General features: G+C 64.5%; 16 protein-coding genes. 9 read left to right on the top strand and 7 right to left on the bottom strand.

The window, feature by feature from the left end; genetic code table 11:
• Nucleotides 1-213 precede the first annotated feature (213 nt).
• Together C1878_RS06180 and glmM are read left to right on the top strand one after the other, a co-directional pair.
• Entirely contained in the window at nt 214-705 is a 492-nt protein-coding gene (locus C1878_RS06180; RefSeq protein WP_114600826.1) for a phosphoribosyl-ATP pyrophosphatase, read from the top strand.
• 1 nt (nt 706) lies between these two features.
• The gene (gene glmM, locus C1878_RS06175; RefSeq protein ID WP_114600825.1) at nt 707-2,041 is read left to right on the top strand and encodes a phosphoglucosamine mutase; all 1,335 of its coding nucleotides are present in this window, start codon (nt 707-709) and stop codon (nt 2,039-2,041) included.
• A 230-nt stretch (nt 2,042-2,271) separates the two neighbouring features.
• On the opposite strand, the gene C1878_RS06170 is transcribed toward glmM, so the two are convergent.
• Nucleotides 2,272-3,873 (bottom strand): FAD-dependent oxidoreductase, encoded by a 1,602-nt coding sequence (locus C1878_RS06170; RefSeq protein ID WP_114600824.1) that lies wholly within the window; start codon nt 3,871-3,873, stop codon nt 2,272-2,274.
• A 216-nt stretch (nt 3,874-4,089) separates the two neighbouring features.
• On the opposite strand from C1878_RS06170, the gene C1878_RS06165 reads away from it, so the two are divergent.
• Both C1878_RS06165 and C1878_RS06160 read left to right on the top strand, forming a co-directional pair.
• Complete coding sequence (locus C1878_RS06165) at nt 4,090-4,851, top strand: IclR family transcriptional regulator (protein WP_158539743.1); 762 nt, start codon at nt 4,090-4,092, stop codon at nt 4,849-4,851.
• A 130-nt stretch (nt 4,852-4,981) separates the two neighbouring features.
• Nucleotides 4,982-5,215, top strand: a complete 234-nt coding sequence (locus C1878_RS06160) for a helix-turn-helix domain-containing protein (RefSeq protein WP_114600822.1) — start codon at nt 4,982-4,984, stop codon at nt 5,213-5,215.
• A 76-nt stretch (nt 5,216-5,291) separates the two neighbouring features.
• Here C1878_RS06160 and C1878_RS06155 read toward each other — a convergent pair whose 3' ends face one another.
• From C1878_RS06155 to C1878_RS06130, 6 genes are all read right to left on the bottom strand, one after another.
• Nucleotides 5,292-6,719, bottom strand: a complete 1,428-nt coding sequence (locus tag C1878_RS06155) for a DASS family sodium-coupled anion symporter (RefSeq protein WP_114600821.1) — start codon at nt 6,717-6,719, stop codon at nt 5,292-5,294.
• Nucleotides 6,720-6,806: 87 nt separating this feature from the next.
• Nucleotides 6,807-7,625, bottom strand: coding sequence for a 4Fe-4S dicluster domain-containing protein (locus C1878_RS06150; protein WP_114600820.1), 819 nt, complete (start codon nt 7,623-7,625; stop codon nt 6,807-6,809).
• 3 nt (nt 7,626-7,628) lie between these two features.
• A complete protein-coding gene (locus C1878_RS06145; protein WP_114600819.1) occupies nt 7,629-10,244 on the bottom strand; it encodes a molybdopterin-dependent oxidoreductase in 2,616 nt (871 codons plus the stop codon).
• 84 nt (nt 10,245-10,328) lie between these two features.
• A complete protein-coding gene (locus C1878_RS06140) occupies nt 10,329-10,541 on the bottom strand; it encodes a hypothetical protein (protein WP_114600818.1) in 213 nt (70 codons plus the stop codon).
• 59 nt (nt 10,542-10,600) lie between these two features.
• Complete coding sequence (locus tag C1878_RS06135) at nt 10,601-10,936, bottom strand: oxidoreductase (protein WP_114600817.1); 336 nt, start codon at nt 10,934-10,936, stop codon at nt 10,601-10,603.
• 18 nt (nt 10,937-10,954) lie between these two features.
• Nucleotides 10,955-13,183, bottom strand: a complete 2,229-nt coding sequence (locus tag C1878_RS06130; protein ID WP_114600816.1) for a molybdopterin-dependent oxidoreductase — start codon at nt 13,181-13,183, stop codon at nt 10,955-10,957.
• Between the two features lie 210 nt (nt 13,184-13,393).
• Between C1878_RS06130 and C1878_RS06125 the strand changes: the two genes are divergently transcribed.
• The 5 genes from C1878_RS06125 (at nt 13,394) to C1878_RS06105 (ending at nt 19,759) form a co-directional block, all read left to right on the top strand.
• Nucleotides 13,394-14,911, top strand: a complete 1,518-nt coding sequence (locus C1878_RS06125; RefSeq protein WP_114600815.1) for a response regulator transcription factor — start codon at nt 13,394-13,396, stop codon at nt 14,909-14,911.
• Nucleotides 14,912-15,196: 285 nt separating this feature from the next.
• The gene (locus tag C1878_RS06120) at nt 15,197-15,436 is read left to right on the top strand and encodes a hypothetical protein (RefSeq protein WP_114600814.1); all 240 of its coding nucleotides are present in this window, start codon (nt 15,197-15,199) and stop codon (nt 15,434-15,436) included.
• A 146-nt stretch (nt 15,437-15,582) separates the two neighbouring features.
• On the top strand, nt 15,583-16,941 hold the full coding sequence (locus C1878_RS06115; RefSeq protein ID WP_114600813.1) for an ATP-binding protein: 1,359 nt from the start codon (nt 15,583-15,585) through the stop codon (nt 16,939-16,941).
• Nucleotides 16,942-17,135: 194 nt separating this feature from the next.
• Nucleotides 17,136-18,566, top strand: coding sequence for a basic amino acid/polyamine antiporter (locus C1878_RS06110; protein ID WP_114600812.1), 1,431 nt, complete (start codon nt 17,136-17,138; stop codon nt 18,564-18,566).
• A gap of 14 nt (nt 18,567-18,580) precedes the next feature.
• On the top strand, nt 18,581-19,759 hold the full coding sequence (locus C1878_RS06105) for an aminotransferase (protein WP_114600811.1): 1,179 nt from the start codon (nt 18,581-18,583) through the stop codon (nt 19,757-19,759).
• Nucleotides 19,760-19,816 lie beyond the last annotated feature (57 nt).

The raw sequence follows: 19,816 nt of genomic DNA, 5'->3' as shown, positions 1-19,816 counted from the left end.
AAGGGGAGTTTCTGCTAAAAAATGACGTTTGTGAACGATTGCTGCCCTGATTCGAAAAACATGACCTGCGGTTTTGAATATTTCGGTGGCGAATCAAGCCGAAAAACCGTTCATAAACGTCATTTTTTAGCAGAAAAGGCCTCGGACGGATGATTTCGGCCGAAAAGCAGACGTCGCGGTTTTGAATGGCGAGAACTGACGGGAAGGCGGGACATGTCCCAGAAAACCTATCTACCATCCGATGAAACGCCGCCGGCTTCGCAGGTCGGGGCCACGCTCGAGGCGCTCGCGGCCACCATCGCCGCGCGGCGCGAGGCGGGGGAGGAAAGCTACACGCACCGGCTGCTGGCCGGTTCGCCCGACGACGTGCTGAAGAAGGTCATGGAAGAGGCGGGCGAGGTGGCGTTGGCCGCGAAGGACGTGGAGTCCTGGGCATGCTCGTCGCTGGCGGCGACGCTGGCGGTTGCGGGTGCCGACGCGGACGAAGGCGCGCTCGACGTGGAGCTGCCGGCCGAGTACTCCGCGGCCGTCGATCACCTGCGCTACGAGGCTGCCGACGTGGTGTACCACCTGCTGGTGGTGCTGGAGCGCTATGGCATCGACCTCGACGAGTTCGCCGCCGAACTCAACAACCGCATGAAAGACGACGAGCGCCCGCAAGGCGGCGTTCGCTTGCACGAAGAGCATATCAAGAGAGGGAAGTAACATGGCACGACTATTCGGTACCGACGGGGTGCGCGGGGTGGCCAACACGGAGCTCACCTGCGACCTTGCATTCAAGCTCGGCCAGGCGGCCGTGGCGTTCCAGGGCGAGACCGTCCTCATAGGCAAGGACACGCGCCTGTCCGGCGACATGCTCGAGTCCGCCGTGGCGGCCGGCATCATGTCCATGGGCGGCACGGCGCTGCTCGCCGGCATCATTCCCACGCCGGCCATCGCGCTGTTGGTGCGCGAGCTGCACTGCGACGGCGGCATCGTCATCTCGGCCTCGCACAACCCGCCCGAGTACAACGGCATCAAGCTGTTCGACGCGCAGGGCTTCAAGCTGCCCGATGCGGTGGAGGACGACATCGAAGCGTTTGTGACGCGCGGCGGCGCGGCGGCCGACGAGCTGCCTGCGGGCGACGCCGTGGGCGTGGCCCTGCCGGTGGACGACGCGTGCGAGCTCTACATCGCCCACGCCGTGTCCACGGTGGCAAACGAGGGCATCGATCTGGCGGGGTTGAAGGTGGCGCTCGACGTGGGCCACGGCGCGTCGTGCATGACGAGCCCCGAGGCGCTGCGCCGCCTGGGTGCCGACGTCACCGTTATCAACGAGGACTTCGACGGCACCGACATCAACGTGCAGTGCGGCTCTACCCATCTGGGGCCGGTGTGCGACCTCGTGGCCGAGGTCGGCGCGGACGTGGGCATCGCCCACGACGGCGACGCCGACCGCGTCATGCTGGTGGACGCCGCCGGCAACGAGATCGACGGCGACGTGGTGGAGGCCGTGTGCGCCATCGACCTGAAGGACCGCGGGCTGCTCACGGGCAACACGGCCGTGTCCACGGTCATGTGCAACTTAGGGCTGTCCCACGCCATGCGCGACGCCGGCATCGAGCTTGTCCAGACGAAGGTGGGCGACCGCTACGTGCTGGAGGCCATGCGCGAGGGCGGCTTCGCCATCGGCGGCGAGCAGAGCGGCCACATGATCTTCCTCGAGCACAACTCCACGGGCGACGGCCTGGTGACGGCGCTGCAGTTCCTCGCGGCATGCAAGCGGGCCGGGAAGTCCATCGCCGACGCCGCCTCCGTCATGACGCGCTTCCCGCAGACGCTCATCAACGTGCGGGTGAACGACAAGCACGCCGTGGACGGCAACGCCGCCGTGCAGGCCGCCGTGGCGGCTGCGGAAGCCGAGCTGGGCGAGGACGGCCGCGTGCTCATCCGCCCGAGCGGCACCGAGCCCGTGGTCCGCGTCATGGTTGAGGCCGCCTCCGCCGCCGACGCCGACCGCCACGCCCAGGCCATCGCCGCTGTCGTGGAACGCGAGGTGTAACGCTGTCCTAATTTGTCCCAATTGGGGACAGTCCCCAATTGGGACATTTCGGAGCGAAAAGGCGAAACCCGCAGCCTCCCGTCTCCCCGAGCAAAGCGAGGGCCCCGATCTCGGGGCCCTCGCTTTGCTCGGGTCGCCCGTCGCAGCGGAGGGAAGGGCGATGCGACGGGCTGGAAGATGGGTTCGGGCAAACGCGCGGAACGCGTCCGCCCGACGGAGGGTGCGCTTTCCTACGCGCTCGCGGCGGACTTGCCGGCGATGCGCCCCCAGTTGAGCGTGCCCTGCAGGCAGGTGCCGGAACCGGGGTAGTACGGGCCGATCCAGCCGGCCGTGTTCACGCCGGCGCCGAACAGGTGCGGGATGGGCTTCCCGTCGGCTCCGATGATGGCCGCGTCGGTGTCGATCTTCAGGCCGCCGATGGCGCCGATGTTGGAGTTCTGCGTCTTCCAGGCGTAGAACGGCGCCGTGTCCAGCGCGGTCAGCTGCTTCTCGCGCCCGTAGAGCGAATCGGCTCCGACGGCGCAGTCGGCGTTCCACTTGTCAACGGTGAAGGCCAGGTTGGCCGCCGGCACGCCGATGGCGGCGGCGAGCGCCTCCAGGCTGTCGGCCTGCACGAGCGTGCCGTCCGCAAGCGCCTTCTCGCGCGCCGCCGCGCCGCCCTCCGCGTTGTCGGACCAGGCGCACATCTTGTCGCACGTGGTCATCTTGGAATCCATCACCATGTACGTTGCGCCCTCGGCGCCGCCCCACTCCATGGCCTCGTTGAACAGCGCGCGGCAGTGGAACGCGTAGGTGGTGTCCTCGCGCACGAAGCGCGTGCCGCGCATGTTCACCAGGATGTAGGGGATCTCGGGATTCTGGTTGTTCGTGTACGACCACGTGGGCAGCAGCAGGTCCACGCAACCGTGGAAGACGGTCTGCGCGCCCACCTCCATGCCCATGACGATGCCGTCGCCGGTGTCGGTGGCTGCCGTGATCACGCTCTGCGTCTTCAGATCCCAGTAATGCTGGGGGTTGAAGCGGAAGGCCAGCTCCTCGTTGTGCTCGATGCCGGCCATGGCCAGCACCACGCCCTTGTTCGCCTTGTAGTGCTTGCCGTCCTTCGTCTCCACGCCCACGGCGGTGCCGTTGTCCATGACCAGGCCGGTCACTTCCACGCCCGTCTCTATCTCGCCGCCCTTGCCTTCGACGGCCTTCTGGGCGTTCGTCGTCCAAACGGCTCCGCCGGTCTTGGCAGGGTCGGAGGCGTCGGCGATGAGGTGGATGCGGTCCTTCAGGTCCGCCGGATCCAAATAGGGCGTCGGGTAGGCGCCGAACACGTTGGCGAACGTGATGTTGAAGCTGTCGGCCATCCACTGCACGTTGTCGGCCGCGTTGTCGGCCATGTTCCGGATGAGGTCGTCGTCCACGAGTCCCTCGGCGTCGGTTTTCCAATAGTTGTACAGCAGATCGGGCGTGTCGTCGGTGATGCCCTTGTCCTTCTGCCACTTCGTGCCGGCCGCCTGCACGGCGCCTTCGGCGAGCGCCGTGGTGCCGCCGCACATGGTGCCCTTCTCCAGCACGATCACCTTGGAGGCGCCGTTCTCGAGCGCCGAGTACGCCGCGGTCAAGCCGCCACCGCCGCCTCCGCACACGACGACGTCGTACTCGCCGTCCCACTTCACGTCCGCCGCGCTGCCGCCCGATGCGCCCGCGCCCTGCGAACCGGCGTCGTCGCCCGCCGCCTTCGGCGCGCAGCCGGCCAGGCCGCCCACCGCCAGCACGCCCAGACCGAGCGCCGTCGCCTCGAGGAAGTTCCTGCGAGACAGTCCCTGTGCGTTGGTTTCCTTCATGATGCGCCCCTTCCCTTGAATCCTATGCGCCTTTGCGCAACCCCTACGCCTCGGATTATAGAAACGCGTTCGAGTGTCCACAACGCAGGGAATCCACCCTGCGGAACCGGTGTTCCACGATACGGAACGGTTACGACTGGGGTCTGCGGTACGCGTCGCAGCGGCGTTTGGCCTATACTGACGATGACAGGACTTTCTGCGGCGGAAGGGGAATCCGTGGGAGAGGGAAGCGTGCAGGTCCTCGATCGGGCGTTCGACATCTTGGAAGCGCTCGCCCAAGCGCAAGGCCCCATGGGGTTGAGCGATCTTGCACAGACGACGGGCATGAGCAAGACCACGGTGTTCCGCATCGCGGGAACCATGCTCAAGCGCGGCTACGTGGAGAAGACGCTCGAGGGCCGCTACACCATCGGACCGAAGATGTTCCACACGCTGGGCTACCACATAAACTCGCTCGAGCTGCAAACCGAGGCCAAACCCTATCTGACCGCGTTGAAGCGGTCGCTGGGCCTGACGGCCCATCTGGGCATTCTGGACGGAGCCTACGTCTCCTACATCGAGAAGGAGGCGTCCGACTGGGGCGAGGAGGCCTACACGCAGGTGGGGTACCGCTCTCCCGCCTACTGCTCGTCCATGGGCAAGTGCCTGCTGGCCTGCCTTTCCCGCGCCGAGCTCGAGGAAGCCCTGTACGGTTTCGAGTTCAAGGCGCACACTCCCAACACGTTCACGCGCAAAGACGAGTTCGTGAAGTACCTGCACCAGGTGCGCGCCCAAGGCTGGGCCATGGACGACGAGGAGTACGAGATCGGCCATCGCTGCGTGGCGGCTCCGGTGTTCAACTACCGCGGCGACGCCATAGCCGCCGTGGGCGTGAGCGGCACGCCCGACAGCATCTCCGACGATCGCATCGACGACATCTCCCGCCAGGTGATGCTCGCCGCCAGCCGCCTATCCGAGCGCATGGGGTACGTGGAGTAGGGAGCGTATGGCCAAACGTTGCCGAAATAGCCTTTGACCTCAATTATGCTACTTATATTATGTCGAAATATCATAGGAGTTTATCGAGAATGAATGCGAACATCATCACGAGGCGAGGAAGTGGCGTTCAGTGGACATTCTCGATATCCTGTCGGCGAATCTCAGGCACTTTCGCACATGCGCCGGCTATTCGCAAGAGAAGCTGGCGCATGCGTGCGGGCTCCATCGAACCTATATCGGCGGAATCGAACAACGGCGCATCAACGTGTCGGTCAAGAACCTCCAAAAGATAGCCGAAGGCCTGAACGTCGACGCTTACCGGCTTTTGCGGCCCGGCGAGGCGGATCCGCCGCAGCATGACTAAAGTCCTTTTCCGGCAAGCCGGCGGAGCCCCTCGCGGAGCTTCGCCGGCTTGCTTCACACGCGAACGGATCTAAAGATCACGCCATGCCCAAACCCAGGGTCCCGGCGATGAAGTACACCCAAGGAACCAAGATCGCAACAAAGAGAACGGCGGGAATGATGCCGGCTTTGGCAACATCGCCGAATGTGAAGTAACCCTTCGCATATGCGACGGTGATCGTGGGGTTAAGCGGCAAAATGAAGTTGCCGGAGACGATCGCGACGACGATCAGCATCGGGATGGCCGGGGAAATGCCGGCAGCTTGCGCGAAGGCAAACAGCGGCGGCAGGAAGATGGTGAGGATTGCTGGAGCGACGGGCAGAAACGTGTGAAGCAGATAGGCGAACGCTCCGATGAGCAGCAAAGCAGCCAGAGGGCTCATCTCCAACACGCCGCTCGACAAGAACAGGTTGGCGATAAAGGCGGCACCGCCGGTTGCGCCGAGGATCGAGCCGAGAGAAAGGATGCCGCCCAGCATCAGGATGATGTTCCAAGGCACGCCTTTCTGCATATCTTCCCACGTAAGCAGGTTCATACCCGGAAGGAACATGATGGCGAGGCCGATGACGGCAACGGTTGTGGTATCGAGAACAGGGATCCAGTTGCCCAAGATCCACAGCACGGGGACCCCGATCAGCATAACGAGAGCCTTCTTCTCCATCGTGCTGAACTTGCCCAGATCCTGCGTTTCGGAAAGAGCGAGCTCCACATCGCTTTCCTCGAGCGCTTCGGGCTTCAAGATTTTAGTGAGGAAGAACCAGCAGATCGGGATCATGACGATAGCGAATGGAATACCGACGACCATCCACTGAAGGAATCCGATGGACTGGCCGGTAGCTTCGCCGAGCATGCCCAAAGCCAAAACGTTCATGGAGTGGCCGGCGGGTGTGCAGAAACCGCCCATGATGGCGGCGAAGGCAACGCCGAGCATGATGCACTTGCCGAGATTCGAACTGCCGGGCTTGTGGTTGATCGCTTCTAAGAACGGGAGCGCGAGGCCCATGGTGATAACAACGGCGCCCGTGTCAGTCATCACCGTGGAGATCACGGCAGAGCCGATCATGAAGGCCAGAACGAGTTTTTTCGAATTCGGACCGGCCCATTTGATCAGATTCCTCGTCAAACGCTGCCCCAGGTTCGTCTTCATCATCAGAATGGTTAAGCTGAACACGCCGATGACGAAGAAGACCGTCGTTCCGCCGAATCCGGAGAACACGGTTTTCAGCGGAACGACATTAAAGACGCCGGCTAGGACAAGGACCAATATGCCGGTTACGCCCGCAGGGAACGTTTCGCATATCCACAGCACGACTGCGGTGACCATAATGCCAAGCCCCATGACTCCTTCGCGGGACAGCTGTTCTGATCCTGGGATCACGCATGCCGCAGCCATGACGATGACGGACAGCACTATTCCCACTACCCCTTTGACGGAGAACGTCTTTTTCAGAGCTTCAGCGCTCATAGCTTACCCCTTTCTATACGGCTCGAAGCCGTGTATCGGGAGGTCGGCAGGAGGAAACCCCGGCGACCTCCTTTCCCCTTTAGAAATCTACGACTCGTATAGGCCGATAGGACCGATGTTTCGATCCTCATCGACGGTGCTCGCATCCACGGCTCGCGTCAAATAGCCGTCAGCCTCGACGTAGACGCGCCAGCTTGCCTCGGCGACGCGCAGGAACCAGAAATCGCCGAACTCGTCCGTCTCCGTCGTGAGAACATCGCCAGTATCCAGGTTCTCGGCCGTCACTTTCGCGCCGGTAATAACCTCGTCGGCCTCGGGGTCGATGACGATGCCGGCCAGAAAGCGCTTCGGGAGGTTCAGGTAGTACACGCGCGGCTTGTCCACGGCTGCCCGTTCTGGGACAAGCGGCTCGGCGGCTGCGATTTCCGCAGGGAATTCCCCCTCCTCGCCGAACCAGATGGCTTCGTGCGGGCACACGTCCACGCAGTGGGGCATTTCACCGGCGTCCACCAGGTGGGCGCAACCGGTGCACTTCTGGGGTATCTCCAGCTCCTCGTTCCAGAAGATCGCGCCGTAGGGGCACGCCTCCACGAGCTCGCGGCGGCCCTTCGCCTTCTCCGGATCCACGATGACCAGGCCGTCGTCGCGGCGGTAGACCGCGTCGGGCGCCGCGGCCATGCAGGGCGCGTCGCCGCAGTGCTGGCACATATGCAGCACGTAGGAGACCTTCACTTTGGGCACCTGCCCGCACACGCGCTCTTCGATGCGGTTCCAGAACTGTCCCGTATCAGGCTGGGGTTTCGCCCATGGCGACCAGTCGTTGTCGACGTGCTCGTCCTTGCAGGCTATCTGGCAGTTACGACACCCGTTGCACTTCGCATGATCGAATACGAATACCTTTCCCATGTTCTATGCTCCTTCCACAACGCGCGCCGTGGCGACAAGGCCGCAGGCGGGATCGTAGTCTCGGTTGAACGCCTCGGGATACTCTGCGGCCAGCTGGAACACGTCCACCTTCCCCACGTTGACCAGAAAACCGCTCGTCACTTCGCCGAAGGCATGGCTCGAAGTCGTCGCGTAAGGTGCGATGAGGTTGTTCGCTCCGCCGCGGTCCAGCCCGCCGCGGCCCAAGACGACCGAGTCAACGCGCGATCCGTGGTCCTGGTACACCACGCCGGGCATGATGCGCTCGGTCACGCGCACGCCGCCCAGCACCGCGCCGCGCTCGTTGTAGATCTTCACGACATCGCCGGTTTCGAGTCCCATGATGCCGGCGTCGGTCGGATGCACCCACACGGGCTCGTACTTGTAGCCGTCGGGGCCCGTCACCTTGCAGGTCTCCTCCATCTCGCGGAACCAGGTGACGTCGTCCAGGTTCGCGTGCACGCGCCAGCGCGGATGGTTGGACACCAGGAGGAACGGGTATTTGCGGCCGCGCTCGAGGTACTGCCTCTCCTGGTGACCGGCTCCTTCGTCGATCCAGTGCGGCACCGGACCCCGTTCCTTGTCGTCGGGGAAGGCTTCGGCCAGGCGCGTGGAGTAGTATTCCAGCTTGCCGGAGGGTGTGGACAGCGGATGCCCTTCCGGGTCTTCGTAGAATTGGCTCAATCCGACGGGAAGGCTTTCCCAGTCCTCTTTGGTCGGGAACGCGTAGTACTGCTTCTCCTTGAACTCATCGAAGGTCATCTTCTGCGCGGCGCCGGTGTTCTCGAAGCCGGCCTGGATGTACTCCTCGCAGGTCTTGCCGCCCATGTAGCGATTGTAGAGGTCTTCGTAGATGCCGCCGTACTTCTCCAGTTTCTTGGCGACCTCGCCGACCGCCTCCATGTCCGATTTCGACTCGAGGCGCGGCTTGATGGCCTGGCGCTCGTAATACACGAGGTTCCACTGCCCGTTGTCGGAGTCGGTGCCGATGTCCTCCGTCTCGAACTTCGTGTTCGTGGGCAGGATGACGTCGGCGAAGAAGCAGTCGTTCTCCATCCATGGATGCTGCACCACGACGAACTCGATGGAATCGTGGCGCAGCGCCTCCTGCATCTCGTTGCCGCCGTTCCAGCAGGTTTCCCAGCACGGCGTGTCCGACCAGATCATATGCAGGCGCTCGTTGCCCTCGAGCGGGAACGTGTAGGGCCCGTCGAACTGGTCCTCGCGCGGGAACCCGGCGCCGATGTGACCGTACCAAGATACCGGCGGGTTCATGATGGCCTCGGGGATCATGGTCTTGGGGATGAAGCTCTCCGGGAAGCTGCGGAACCACCCGCGGTAAGCGGGGCTGCAGTCGGGAATCTCGGACGAGGGCGGGAGCGGCGTGACGGATTCCATGCCGTAGAGCGTCCACTCGATGAACTTGAACTGGTTGGCGCCGGGCTTGCCCACGCCCTGCATGCCCAGAAGCGCCACCTCGAGGCGCGCCGGCTCGTGCGCGTAGCAGGAGCGGATGAAGGACCCGCCGTTGCAGTGGGCGATCGACACGGCATGGTCGGCCCAGTAGCGGGCGAACGCCTTGATGGTGTACGAGGGGATGCCGCAAATGGCCTCGGCCCACTTCGGCGTCTTGGGAACGCCGTCCTCCCCACCCGTCACATAGTATTTGAAGTTGTCGAAGCCGATGGCATGCGTGTCGAGGTATTCTTGATCGTACAGCCCCTCTTTAATCCATGTATAGGCGATGGCCAGCTGGAATGCGGCGTCGGTGTTGGGTTTGACGGGGATCCACTTGTCGGCATGCACGGCGTTGGTGTAGTTCACGTCGGGGGAGATGTGAATCTGCTTGATGCCGAGTTCGGTGAACCAGAAGCATAGTCGGCTGGCCAGGTATCCGCCCCAGCCAAGCGGCGTGGTCTCCACATCGCATCCCCAGAACAGAACGGCGTCGCCATTCTCCGCGATGTCCTTGATGACGTTGTTCTGCAGCGAGTTCTGGCCCAAAGGGTCCATGCCCCAGATGTGCTTGGCGCCCCAGTACCAACCCTCCCAGCTGTCCGGCTGGCGCGTCTGCAGCGTGTAGCGGCCGATGAGGTCGAACATGCGGCTCTGGCAGCCGTGCGGCGCGTGGACGAACTTCGTCTCGCCGTGCCCGTCCAGCTCGCAGAGGATGGACGCGGGGCCGTATTCGTCTTGGACGCGCTTGATCTCGGCTGCGATCAGGTCGGTTGCCTCGTCCCAGCTGATGCGCACGTAGCCGCTCGTGCCGCGGTTGCCGGGGTTGCGCTCGCCGTTCGGGTCCCAGTCCACGCGCTTCAGGGGGTACGGGATGCGGTTCTTCGAGTACACGCGCTTCTTGTAGCACAGCGACAGCGGCGAGATGAGCGTCTTGAAACCCGGCTCGAACGTCGTGCCGCGCGCCTCGATCTTCCAGGCGTTCAGCTCCTCGGGGGTCTGGTGCTCGTCGAAGTGGAACGGGCGGATGCGCAGGATCTTGTCCTGCTCCTCGTCGATGTCGACGGCGCACGCGTTCGTGCCGATGCCGAAGCTGTTGAAGCCCAGGCCCTTCACGATGGGCGTGCCTTTCACGTTGTTTCCCATAGCTTTCTCCTCCTCTTCTCGGTAGGGCGCGAGATGCCTTGACGGCGCCCTTGCGTGCCCGCGCGGGGCGGGCACGCTTCGCTCCTATGCCTTCGCGGGCGGTTTGGGCGCTGCGGGGGCTTTCGGAACGCTGGGGATGTTCGGCGCGCCCGGCGCGCCCGGCACCGCAGGGGCGCCGGGCGCGGGGGATGCCTTGGCCCCGCAATGCGGGCACTCGTCAAGCGCGGGATCGACTTCCTTTCCGCACCTCGGGCATTTCACCGAGCCGGACTCGATGGTCGGCGGTCTGAAGCACATACGTTTCCTCCTTTCTCTATACGGGTCGGATATATGGAACGGCGCACAGCGCGAATGGGTCACATCAGGCGGTACAGCGCTTGGTTGGGTTTGGCGTCCAAGTGCGCCACGAGGTCTTCCAAAGGTCCCACGTGCAGGCACTTCGCTTGGCAGTGATGGGCGCAGGAGGCGAGCTTCCCCTTCGCCCTGCGATCCAAGCAGCCGTCGCACTGGTCGGTCGGAATGGCGATGTTCGTGTACTGCCACGAGTCTTCTTCGATTTCCCACGGGCCGATGGTCGTCACGGATATGCCCGTTTGGCCGACGGGAAGGCCGTGCTCCATCTGGCAGGCGACTTCGCAGCTGTGGCACCCGGAACACCATTCGTAATCTATGAGCATGCCGATGTTCTGCATGGATCCGTCCTCCCTTTCCTATTCCTCGACGAGGTAGAGCTTGCACAGGGCCGTTTTGTAGTTCGATCCGAACCCGCTTTTGCCCGGCGACCATTGGACGAGGTTGTTGATGTTGAGGTCGAACACGTCGTAGAAGGCGCCGGGGTCTCCCTCCGGCAGCCACCAAGCGTGGTCGGTGCTGCACATGCGGGGATCGATCGCGGGAGTGGCGAGCACCTTGCGCTTGGCGCGCCCGTATTGGTTCTCCACCCAAACCCAGTCGCCGTCTCGCATGCCGAGCTTTTCGAGCGTTTGGGGATTGACCTCGATAAGGGGGTCCGGATGCAGGGCGCGCATGCGCTTCACCTGGCGGTGCTCGGAATGGAACATGCTCCACGTGCGTGCGCCGGTGGTGAGCACGAGCGGGTATTCCTCCATAAGCTCGGGGGTGGAACCGGGGCCGGGCGTGGGCTCCTCGAAGTAGGGAAGCGGGTCGAGCCCGGCGTTGTGGTAGAACGTGGACCAGAGCTCGATGCGCCCGGTGGTTGTGTTGAACCCGACGGCGCCGTCCTTGCGCAGCATGCCTTTCTCGTGTCGACGGTACTCGAACGGAGGATAGGCGGGCGCTTTTTGCTGGAGCTCCTCGAAGGTCATGCCCGTGTCGTCTTCCAACAGGAACGTGAACATCTCCTCGACGGTGTCCCACGGCCAGGCTTCCGGATTGAAGCGGCGTCCGAGCTCGAGGTTGATCTCCATATCGGATTTGCATTCGCCGACAGAGGTGACCTTGTTGATGGTCTCGCCGCGCTGCGCTCCGTCTCCGAGCCTGATCCCGTTGCGCTCGGGGAAGGTTGCCGCAGGCAGGATCACGTCGGCCAGCGCCATCGCAGTGGGCGTCATGAACAGGTCGACGTAGGCGATGAAGTCGATGTCCTTGATGGCGCGGTAGAGGCGCTGCGGGTCGGCAGCCATGCAGGAGAGGAAGTTCGAGGTCTGGATCCATGCGCCGTGGATCCGATACGGTTCGCCCGTTTCAAGCTGCTCGACGATGCAGTCCGGTTGCGCCTCGGAGGCGAAGAGGGGGTATTTCTCCTGACCGATGCGCTTCTCGGCGGCGTCGGCCGGCAGCAGATCCTTGCCCCAGCCTCCGACGTATTTCAGGATCTCGGGCGGAACGATCATGCCGCCCGGCACTTCGATGTTGCCGGTGATCTCGAACAGCGTCGAGATGGCCTGGCCGGCGGGAATGGCCTCCTTGGTCATGTCGACGGCCACGCCCCATTCGAGGGTCGCCGGTTTGCTCTCGGCCAGCAGGCGGGCGGCCAGGAGTATCTTCTCCTCGGGAACCCAGGTGATGTCCGCCACGCGCTCGACCGGATACTCCTGCACCCGCTCGCGCAGCTCGTCGAACCCGTAGCACCACTTGTCGACGAAGTCGTGGTCGTAGAGATCCTCGTTGATGATGACGTTCAGCATGCCGAGCGCGAGAGCCGCGTCGGTGCCGGGGCGCACGCGCAGGTGGGCCACCGCCTTCGACGCGAGCCAGGTCACCTTGGGGTCGATGACGACGATCTTGCTTCCGCGCTTCATCAAATCGACGACCCAATGGCCGAAGAAGCCGTCCGAGTTCGACACGACGCAGTTGTTGCCCCAAACGAAGATGGTCTCCGGAATGCGGTAGTCCGGGTTGTCGTAGCGATCCGGATGCACCTGCGAGCAGTCGGGCACGAGAAACGCCCCCACGGTGCCGGCGAGCCCGATCACCCGCGGCACGTAGCAAGCGGCGCCGCTCAGGAAAAGCGAGAAATTGGGGCTCCCGAACGACCAACACAGGCGTGTGATGTAGGGGGAGATGTCGCGCCCGGTGCCTTGCATGAACAACACGGCTTCCGGCCCGTAGTCCTGCTTAATCTCTTTGAACTTCCGCTCGACGAGGTCGTATGCTTCGTCCCAGGAGATGCGCTCCCATTTGTCGGTTTGCCCGCGATAGACGGGATCTCTTTTCATAGGGTAGAGCAGTCGGTCCTCGTGGTTCGTCACCTCGGGCAGCGCAAGGCAGCGCGCGCAGAGCCTGCCTTGGTTGTAAGGGTTCTCCGGGTCGCCCTCGACCTTCACCAGCTTGTCGTTCTCGTCGGTGTAGAGCAGCACTCCGCAGCCCAGATGGCAGCCGGGGCCCGACCACGCGCTGCCGCGCGTGACCGTGAGCCCCTCATCCTCGTAGCGGAACGGCTTCTCGTGGTCGACGAACAGATAGCCTTTGTCTCCCATGCCTCCTCCTGTCTTCGTCTTGCCCTTCGGCCGTGCCTGCCGGTTGTTGCGCCGCTTCGTGCCCGGCGTGTGACTTTTTGCATAATATATATAGCAAGCACGAGTTCAGAGTACTAAGATGGAAACGAGGGAAACAACCTACCGCCGTACTGAAAGCGGAAACGGACACGCACTCAGATACTGAAACCTGACGGTTACAAAGGGGGATGCGTGGAAACAGAGGGTGTTGCGTCGCGCAGGGACCGGACGGGCGAAGACGGCTCGCTCATGGCGTGCCTGGTGTCGATAGTCGGGTTCTCCGGCTGCGTTTTGTGGGTGCAATGCGGCGCGTTCATGCCCGTATCGCCGTTCGCGGCCGTCCTCGGCTCCGAAGGCGCGCTGATCGCCCGCTTGGCTTCCCTCGTGGGTTTGGCCGCGGGCCTGGCCGCCGCCGGTGCGCAAGGGCGATTCGCGTGCCTTCGGCGGGCGAGCGGGATCGGCGGCGTCGGCTTGGCGGTCGTGCCGTTCGCGGCATGGGCAGCAGGCGCCGTTCGGGGCGAAGCGTTTCCGGCGTGCTGGTTGGTGGGCGGCGTGGCGCTCGGCTGGTCCCAGAGCGCGCTTCTGGCGTGCTGGGTTGGCTACTTCGGTTTGGCCGAGGAGCGCTACACGCGGTTGTCGGTGGCGTTTTCCGCGTGCTCGGGCACGCTGCTGTTTGCGGGCGCGTCGAACCTGTCGTCGCCGGCGTTGGGCTTGGCGGCCGTCGCGGCCGCGGTGCCGCTGTCGGCGGCGGGCGCGCTGTTCTTGGCGGGGCGGGCGCCGAAGGCGCGCAGGGACGGAGCGGAGGCTGGCCCGGCCCTCTCCTTCTTCTCGGCTCGAAGCGCGGTTTCCGCCGGGGTGCAGGCCGCGGCGTTCGGTTTCGCCGCAACGGTTCTGCTCGATCAGGGCGTGGGGGCGATCCTGGCAGGTTGCGCGAGCGGCGCCGTCGGCGCGATGCCCTGCCTCCTCGGTCGCGCTTCGGACGCGCGCGCGGGGTTCGCTGCGGCCCCGGCGCAGCGTTGGGCGCTTCCCCTGCTCGTCGTCGTTCTGCTGCTCCTTCCTCGCGGCGGGACGTTTTCGCGGCTTGCGTGTTGCTGCCTTGCCGTCGCGGCTTGGTCGTGCTGCATAGCCGACGGGCTGGTCCGTTCGGCGGCGGCCAGCGCGGAGCTTTCACTCCAGCCCGTCGGCACTGCGGCGCTTTGCCTGCTTCCGGGGCAGGTCGGGTTCCTTGCGGGCGCGGCGGCCTGCGCGGGGCTGGGCGCCTTGTCGGCGGCGAGCGGCGTCGAGACGGCTTCGGCGGTGCTGGCGGCATTGGCGGTGGGTGCGGCGGCATGGTACGGCTTCGACGACGCGACGGCGCGCGGCCGGTTGGCGGGCTTGCTGGCCCGGCGCGAAGGCGAGGCGGCCCGGAGGCGGGACGAGGAGAAGAGGGGCGCGCGGTTCGAAGCGCGCTACCGGGGTTTGATGGAGCGCCACCGGCTCTCGCCGCGCGAGCGCGAGGTGTTCGCGTTGCTGGCGCGGGGTCGCAACGCGGAGTACATCAGCGAGCGGCTGGTGATAACCCCGTCGACGGCGAAGTCGCACATCTACCACATCTACCAGAAGATGGAGATAGGCTCCCAGCAAAACCTCATCGACGCAGTGGAGGAGTACGAGCGCGGACTCTCGGACACGGCCGACGAGGCGGCTGCCGTTCACGCGCCGCCGTCCTGAGCGGACAGGGGAGGGCTCGGGGGTCGGACGAAGGGAAGGCGCGCCGCCTTGCCCTCTGAGCGAGCGGAGCGGGTCGAAAGGTCTTCGACGAGGAGAGCCGCGTGGAATCTTGAAAGCTCTCCGGCTCCGGTCAGCGCGGGCGCGAACGAGGCGCGAACGACGACGCAACGCGCGTCGCGCGCGATGCAAACTCCCGGTTTGTAGACCGTCGCGCGAAAACGCGGTAGGGTAAGCATCGTTGGACGGGCGGCCGAGAACCGGGACGAACGGGAGGGGGCACGGGCTATGGACGGGTGCGGTGCGAAGGCGTATTCGACGCGCGATGCGGAGGCCCTTGTCAGCGATGCGGCCGACGCGGTCGCGCTATGCGCCTTCGCTGTCGACGGGGCCCTGCATGGCACGGGGACGATGCTCGAGGACGGGCGGGACGTGGACGCGTCGCGCGTCTATTGCGGCGTTCTCAGCATTCTGACAAAGGCCTGGCGCGATCTCGAGAGCGCCCTCGACGAGCTAGCCGACTCGTAGCCGCACGCTCTGCCGACCGTTTGCCGCTTCCTTCGCGTATGCGGATCGCAGAGAGCGAAAGCCATCGCAAAAAACTAAACTTCTTTATTTTGAGAATAAGATTTGATACAATCTTCTTCAAATATCGATGAAGATTGGAAAAAGCCATGTCTTACGAGTCGTTGATCGCGGAATACCTCGACTTCGATATTCCTCCGTTCGTGCCGCGCGAGGATGTTGCGATCGACCTGCCGAGGCCCGCTCGGAACAATATCGTCTACACGATCATCGGGGTGCGGCGGTGCGGCAAGACGTATCTCATGTACCAGCTTATGGACGGCTTGGCGAAAAGGGGCGTGCCTCGCAACCGCCTGCTTCATTTCACCTTCGACGACGAACGCATCATGCCGTTCGGCGATCATACGCTCTCCGAGCTTCTGGACGCCTACTACAAGCTGGTGCCCGAGGCGCGGGAGGGATGCTACCTTTTCTTCGACGAGATCCAAGAGGCGCCTTATTGGACGAACTTCGTGCGCCGCGTGTCCGAACAGCATCGGGTCACCATCGTGTTGACCGGGTCGTCCTCCAAGCTGCTTTCAACCGACATCCCGACGAACTTCAGGGGCCGTTCGCTGGCCAAGGAAATGTGGCCCTTGAGCTTTCGGGAATACTGCCGTTTCAACGGCGTGGACGCGGCGGGCGTGGCCGGGGCTTATGCGGCGGAGCAGCGGGGCTTGCTGGAGCAGGCCTTCGACCGCTACCTGTTCGTAGGCGGCTTTCCGGCGGTTCAGCGTTTGGCGTTGCTCGATCGCATACAACTGTTGCAGGGGTATGCGGGGGAGATCGTGACCAAAGACGTGCTCGAGCGCTTCGGCACCACCTCGTTTCGCGTCGCCGACCGCTTCGCGCGCAACGCGTTAAGGTCGACGGGCCTCAAATTCTCGGTCAACAACCAGATCAAGGAGTTCAAGCAGGCGGGCATTCCCTCGTCGAACGCGAAGCTGTACGCCCTGCTCGACGACTTGGAGGACGCGCACCTGCTGTTCAAGGTGAGCGATTACAACCTGTCCATCAAAGACAACCCGAAGTCTTCGTACAAGGTGTATTCGGTCGATCCCGGTTTGGCGTTGGCGGTGGCCCCCGCAAGCCATCTCGACCTGGGTCAGCGGTTGGAAACGGCGGTGTTCTTGGAGTTGAAGCGGCGCTTCGGCTCCGACCGGACGAACGTCGTTGCCACGTACCAGGCTTCGAACTGTCCCGAAGTCGACTTCGTGGTGGGCGATGTGGCGCTATGCGAACAATACGAGCTCGTTCAGGTTGCGGTGCGCTCGGGCAAGGGAGATGCCGGCGGTGCGTCGCAGTTTTCCAAGAAGTACCGCAGCGAGATGGGCAACCTGGCCGCGGCCATGAAGAACGCCGGTCTCGAAACGGGGACACTGGTCACGATGACCGAGGAGGATTCCATCGCGGTGCCCGAAGGCGTGATCGAGGTCGTTCCCGCTTGGAAGTGGTTCCTCGAGCGATAGCGGATCTCGAACGTAACCGCCAGGAAGAGGGCCGGCAACGGATCGGCGCATTCGATTGCGCGCGTCGCCTGGTCATGGGATCGTTTTCGTCGCGGTGAGGAACGCGGCCGCGGCGCGCTGGCCGGTCGACCGCGGCGCGGTCGGACCGCGTTCTTTCCGCATCAACATCCCCTCTGAGCGGAAAGGCATCCCCTATGAACGAAGAGAAGAAGGGCATCGGGCTGTTCGGCCTCATCGGCCTCGTGGTCAGCTCGTGCATCGGTTCGGGCGTGTTCGCCCTCACCGGGCAGATCGGCCAGGTGGCCGCTCCCGGCAGCGCGCTCGTGGCGTGGGGCGTCGTGGGCGTGGGCTTCCTCGCGCTGGCGCTGTCGTTCGCGAACCTGGGCGCGAAGCGGGCCGATTTGCACGGCATCTTCTCGTACGCCGAAGAGGGCTTCGGCAAGTTCTCGGGCTTCATCAGCGGCTGGGGCTACTGGCTGTCGGCGTGGCTCGGCAACGTGGCGTTCGCCACCATCCTCATGTCCACGCTCGGGTTCTTCCTGCCGTACTTCCTGCTGGGCAACAACGTCGGCAGCATCGTGGTTGCCAGCGTCATCATGTGGGGCATCACGTTCCTCGTCATCCGCGGCGTGGAGAGCGCGGCGTTCCTCAACGCCATCGTCATGATAGCCAAGGTGCTGCCCATCGTGGTGTTCATCCTGTTCAGCATCGTGCTGTTCAACGCCGGCGTGTTCACGGCCGACTTCTGGGGCCAGCTTTCGGCCAACGCGGCCGCCATGGCGGGCGAGGGCGCGGACCTGGGCAGCGTGGGCGACCAGATCGTGAACTGCCTCATCATCATGATGTGGTCGTTCATCGGCATCGAGGGCGCCATGGTGGTGTCGGCCCGCGCGCGCAAGAAGAGCGAGGCGGGCAAGGCCACGGTCATCGGCCTCGTGGTGCTGTTGCTGGTGTACGTGGGCGCGTCGGTGCTGCCGTTCGGCTACATGCCCTACGCCGAGATCGGCGCGCTGGACAAGCCGGCCATGCTGTACGTGTTCGAGAGCATGGCTCCGGGTTGGGGCGGCGCGTTCATCAGCGTGGCGCTCATCGTCGCCGTGCTGGGTTCGTGGCTGTCGTTCACCATCCTGCCGTCCGAGACGACGTCGCTCATGGCCGAGCACAAGCTGCTGCCGCCCGTGTTCAGCAAGCTGAACAGGAAGGGCTCGCCGCAGATCTCGCTCATCGTGGTGGGGGCGTGCACGCAGGCGTTCATGATCACGCTGCTGTTCACCGAAGACGCTTACAACTTCGCGTTCTCCATGTGCACGGTGGCCATCGTCATCACGTGGGCGTTCGCGGCCGCCTATCAGGTGAAGTACTCCGCGCAGCATCGCGAGTGGGGGCAGATGTGCATCGGCATCGTGGCCGTGGCGTTCCAGGTGGTGGGCGTGATGTTCAACGGCTGGTCGTTTCTGCTGCTCACGTGCGTGGGCTACATACCCGGTTTCTTCTTCTACTGGCGGGCGCGCAAGGAGGCCGGCGCGAAGGCCCTCACCGTCGGCGAAAAGGCGGGCATCGGGGTTATATCGGCGCTCGGCGTGCTGTCACTGGTGCTGCTGGGCATGGGCGTCATAAGCTTCTAGGGAAGGAAACCAACATGCGCATCGCACCGTTCGGAGTCGAGGACTGGCTCAACGTGCACGAGAAGAGCGCGACCTACGATATCGCGCAGTCGACCATCGCGTCGATGACGCTCGACGAGCTCGTGGCGCTGGGCGCCGTGGATGGGCTCGTGGCGGACGCGGCCGAGGCGGCCTTCGCCCAAGACGCCGAGGCGGGCGCGGCGCAGATGAGCTTCTTCGCGCGGCTGGGCGCCGAGAAGATGAACTACGGCTGGATCGAGGGGTCGCCCGCCTTCAAGCGGGCCGCAGCCTCGCTCTACGAGCGGGTGGAGCCCGACGCCGTGCTGCAGACGAACGGCGCGACGGGCGCGAACCTGCTGGCGGTGCTGGCGCTCGTGTCGCGCGGCGACCACGTGATCGCGGAGTACCCCAGCTACCAGCAGCTTTACGACATCCCGCGCGCCCTGGGCGCCGAGGTGGACCTGTGGCGCATCCGCGAGGACCGCGCGTGGTACCCCGACATCGCCGAGCTCGAGCGTCTCGTGCGCCCCGACACGAAGCTCATCTGCCTGAACAACGCGAACAACCCCACGGGCACGTTCCTCGATCGCGCGTTCATGGAGCAGGTGGCCGACGTGGCGCGCAGCGTGGACGCCTACGTGCTGGCGGACGAGGTGTACCTGCCGCTCGTCGGCACGGAGGACTTCGCCTCCATCGTCGATTTGTACGACAAGGGGGTGGCCACGAACAGCCTGTCGAAGACGTACTCGGTGCCCGGCGCGCGCATCGGCTGGACGGCGTCGAGCCCGGCCGTCGCCGACAAGCTGCGCCCGTACCGCGACTACACCATGATCTGCTGCGGCGTGGTGAACGACGCGCTGGCCGTGCACGTGCTGGAGAACCGCGATGCCGTGCTCGCCCGAAACCGTCCCCTCGTGCTGGGCAACTTGGCCGTGACCCAGTCGTGGATCGACGCCGAGCCGCGCGTGTCGTGGGTGGCGCCGCAGGGCGTTTCCACGTCGTTCGTCAAACTGGACATCCCCGAGGACGACGAGGCGTTCTGCCTGAGGCTGCTGGAAGACGAGGGCGTGCTGCTCGTGCCGGGCAGCCGTTTCGACATGCCGGGCCACGCGCGCCTGGGCTACTGCGCTCCCGAGCCGGTGCTGCGCGCCGGCCTGGCCGGTCTCGGGCGCGCCCTGCGCCGGTTCGACTGAGAAAGGGCTCGACGCTCGGAAGAGCCCACGTCGAACGGGAGGACGGGCGTACCCGCG

Source organism: Gordonibacter sp. 28C (assembly GCF_003339845.1).
Lineage (GTDB): Bacteria > Actinomycetota > Coriobacteriia > Coriobacteriales > Eggerthellaceae > Gordonibacter.
Note: the sequence above shows the minus strand (reverse complement) of the source record. Positions and strands in the feature narration are given on the sequence as shown.

What these genes read in the sequence shown, in the direction of transcription:
- C1878_RS06120 (WP_114600814.1), top strand. Translation starts at nt 15,197, where the DNA reads ATGGACGGGTGCGGTGCGAAGGCGTATTCGACGCGCGATGCGGAGGCC.
- C1878_RS06135 (WP_114600817.1), bottom strand. Translation starts at nt 10,936, where the DNA reads ATGCAGAACATCGGCATGCTCATAGATTACGAATGGTGTTCCGGGTGC.
- C1878_RS06130 (WP_114600816.1), bottom strand. Translation starts at nt 13,183, where the DNA reads ATGGGAGACAAAGGCTATCTGTTCGTCGACCACGAGAAGCCGTTCCGC.
- C1878_RS06110 (WP_114600812.1), top strand. Translation starts at nt 17,136, where the DNA reads ATGAACGAAGAGAAGAAGGGCATCGGGCTGTTCGGCCTCATCGGCCTC.
- C1878_RS06180 (WP_114600826.1), top strand. Translation starts at nt 214, where the DNA reads ATGTCCCAGAAAACCTATCTACCATCCGATGAAACGCCGCCGGCTTCG.
- C1878_RS06150 (WP_114600820.1), bottom strand. Translation starts at nt 7,625, where the DNA reads ATGGGAAAGGTATTCGTATTCGATCATGCGAAGTGCAACGGGTGTCGT.
- glmM (WP_114600825.1), top strand. Translation starts at nt 707, where the DNA reads ATGGCACGACTATTCGGTACCGACGGGGTGCGCGGGGTGGCCAACACG.
- C1878_RS06170 (WP_114600824.1), bottom strand. Translation starts at nt 3,873, where the DNA reads ATGAAGGAAACCAACGCACAGGGACTGTCTCGCAGGAACTTCCTCGAG.
- C1878_RS06105 (WP_114600811.1), top strand. Translation starts at nt 18,581, where the DNA reads ATGCGCATCGCACCGTTCGGAGTCGAGGACTGGCTCAACGTGCACGAG.
- C1878_RS06155 (WP_114600821.1), bottom strand. Translation starts at nt 6,719, where the DNA reads ATGAGCGCTGAAGCTCTGAAAAAGACGTTCTCCGTCAAAGGGGTAGTG.
- C1878_RS06145 (WP_114600819.1), bottom strand. Translation starts at nt 10,244, where the DNA reads ATGGGAAACAACGTGAAAGGCACGCCCATCGTGAAGGGCCTGGGCTTC.
- C1878_RS06115 (WP_114600813.1), top strand. Translation starts at nt 15,583, where the DNA reads ATGTCTTACGAGTCGTTGATCGCGGAATACCTCGACTTCGATATTCCT.
- C1878_RS06140 (WP_114600818.1), bottom strand. Translation starts at nt 10,541, where the DNA reads ATGTGCTTCAGACCGCCGACCATCGAGTCCGGCTCGGTGAAATGCCCG.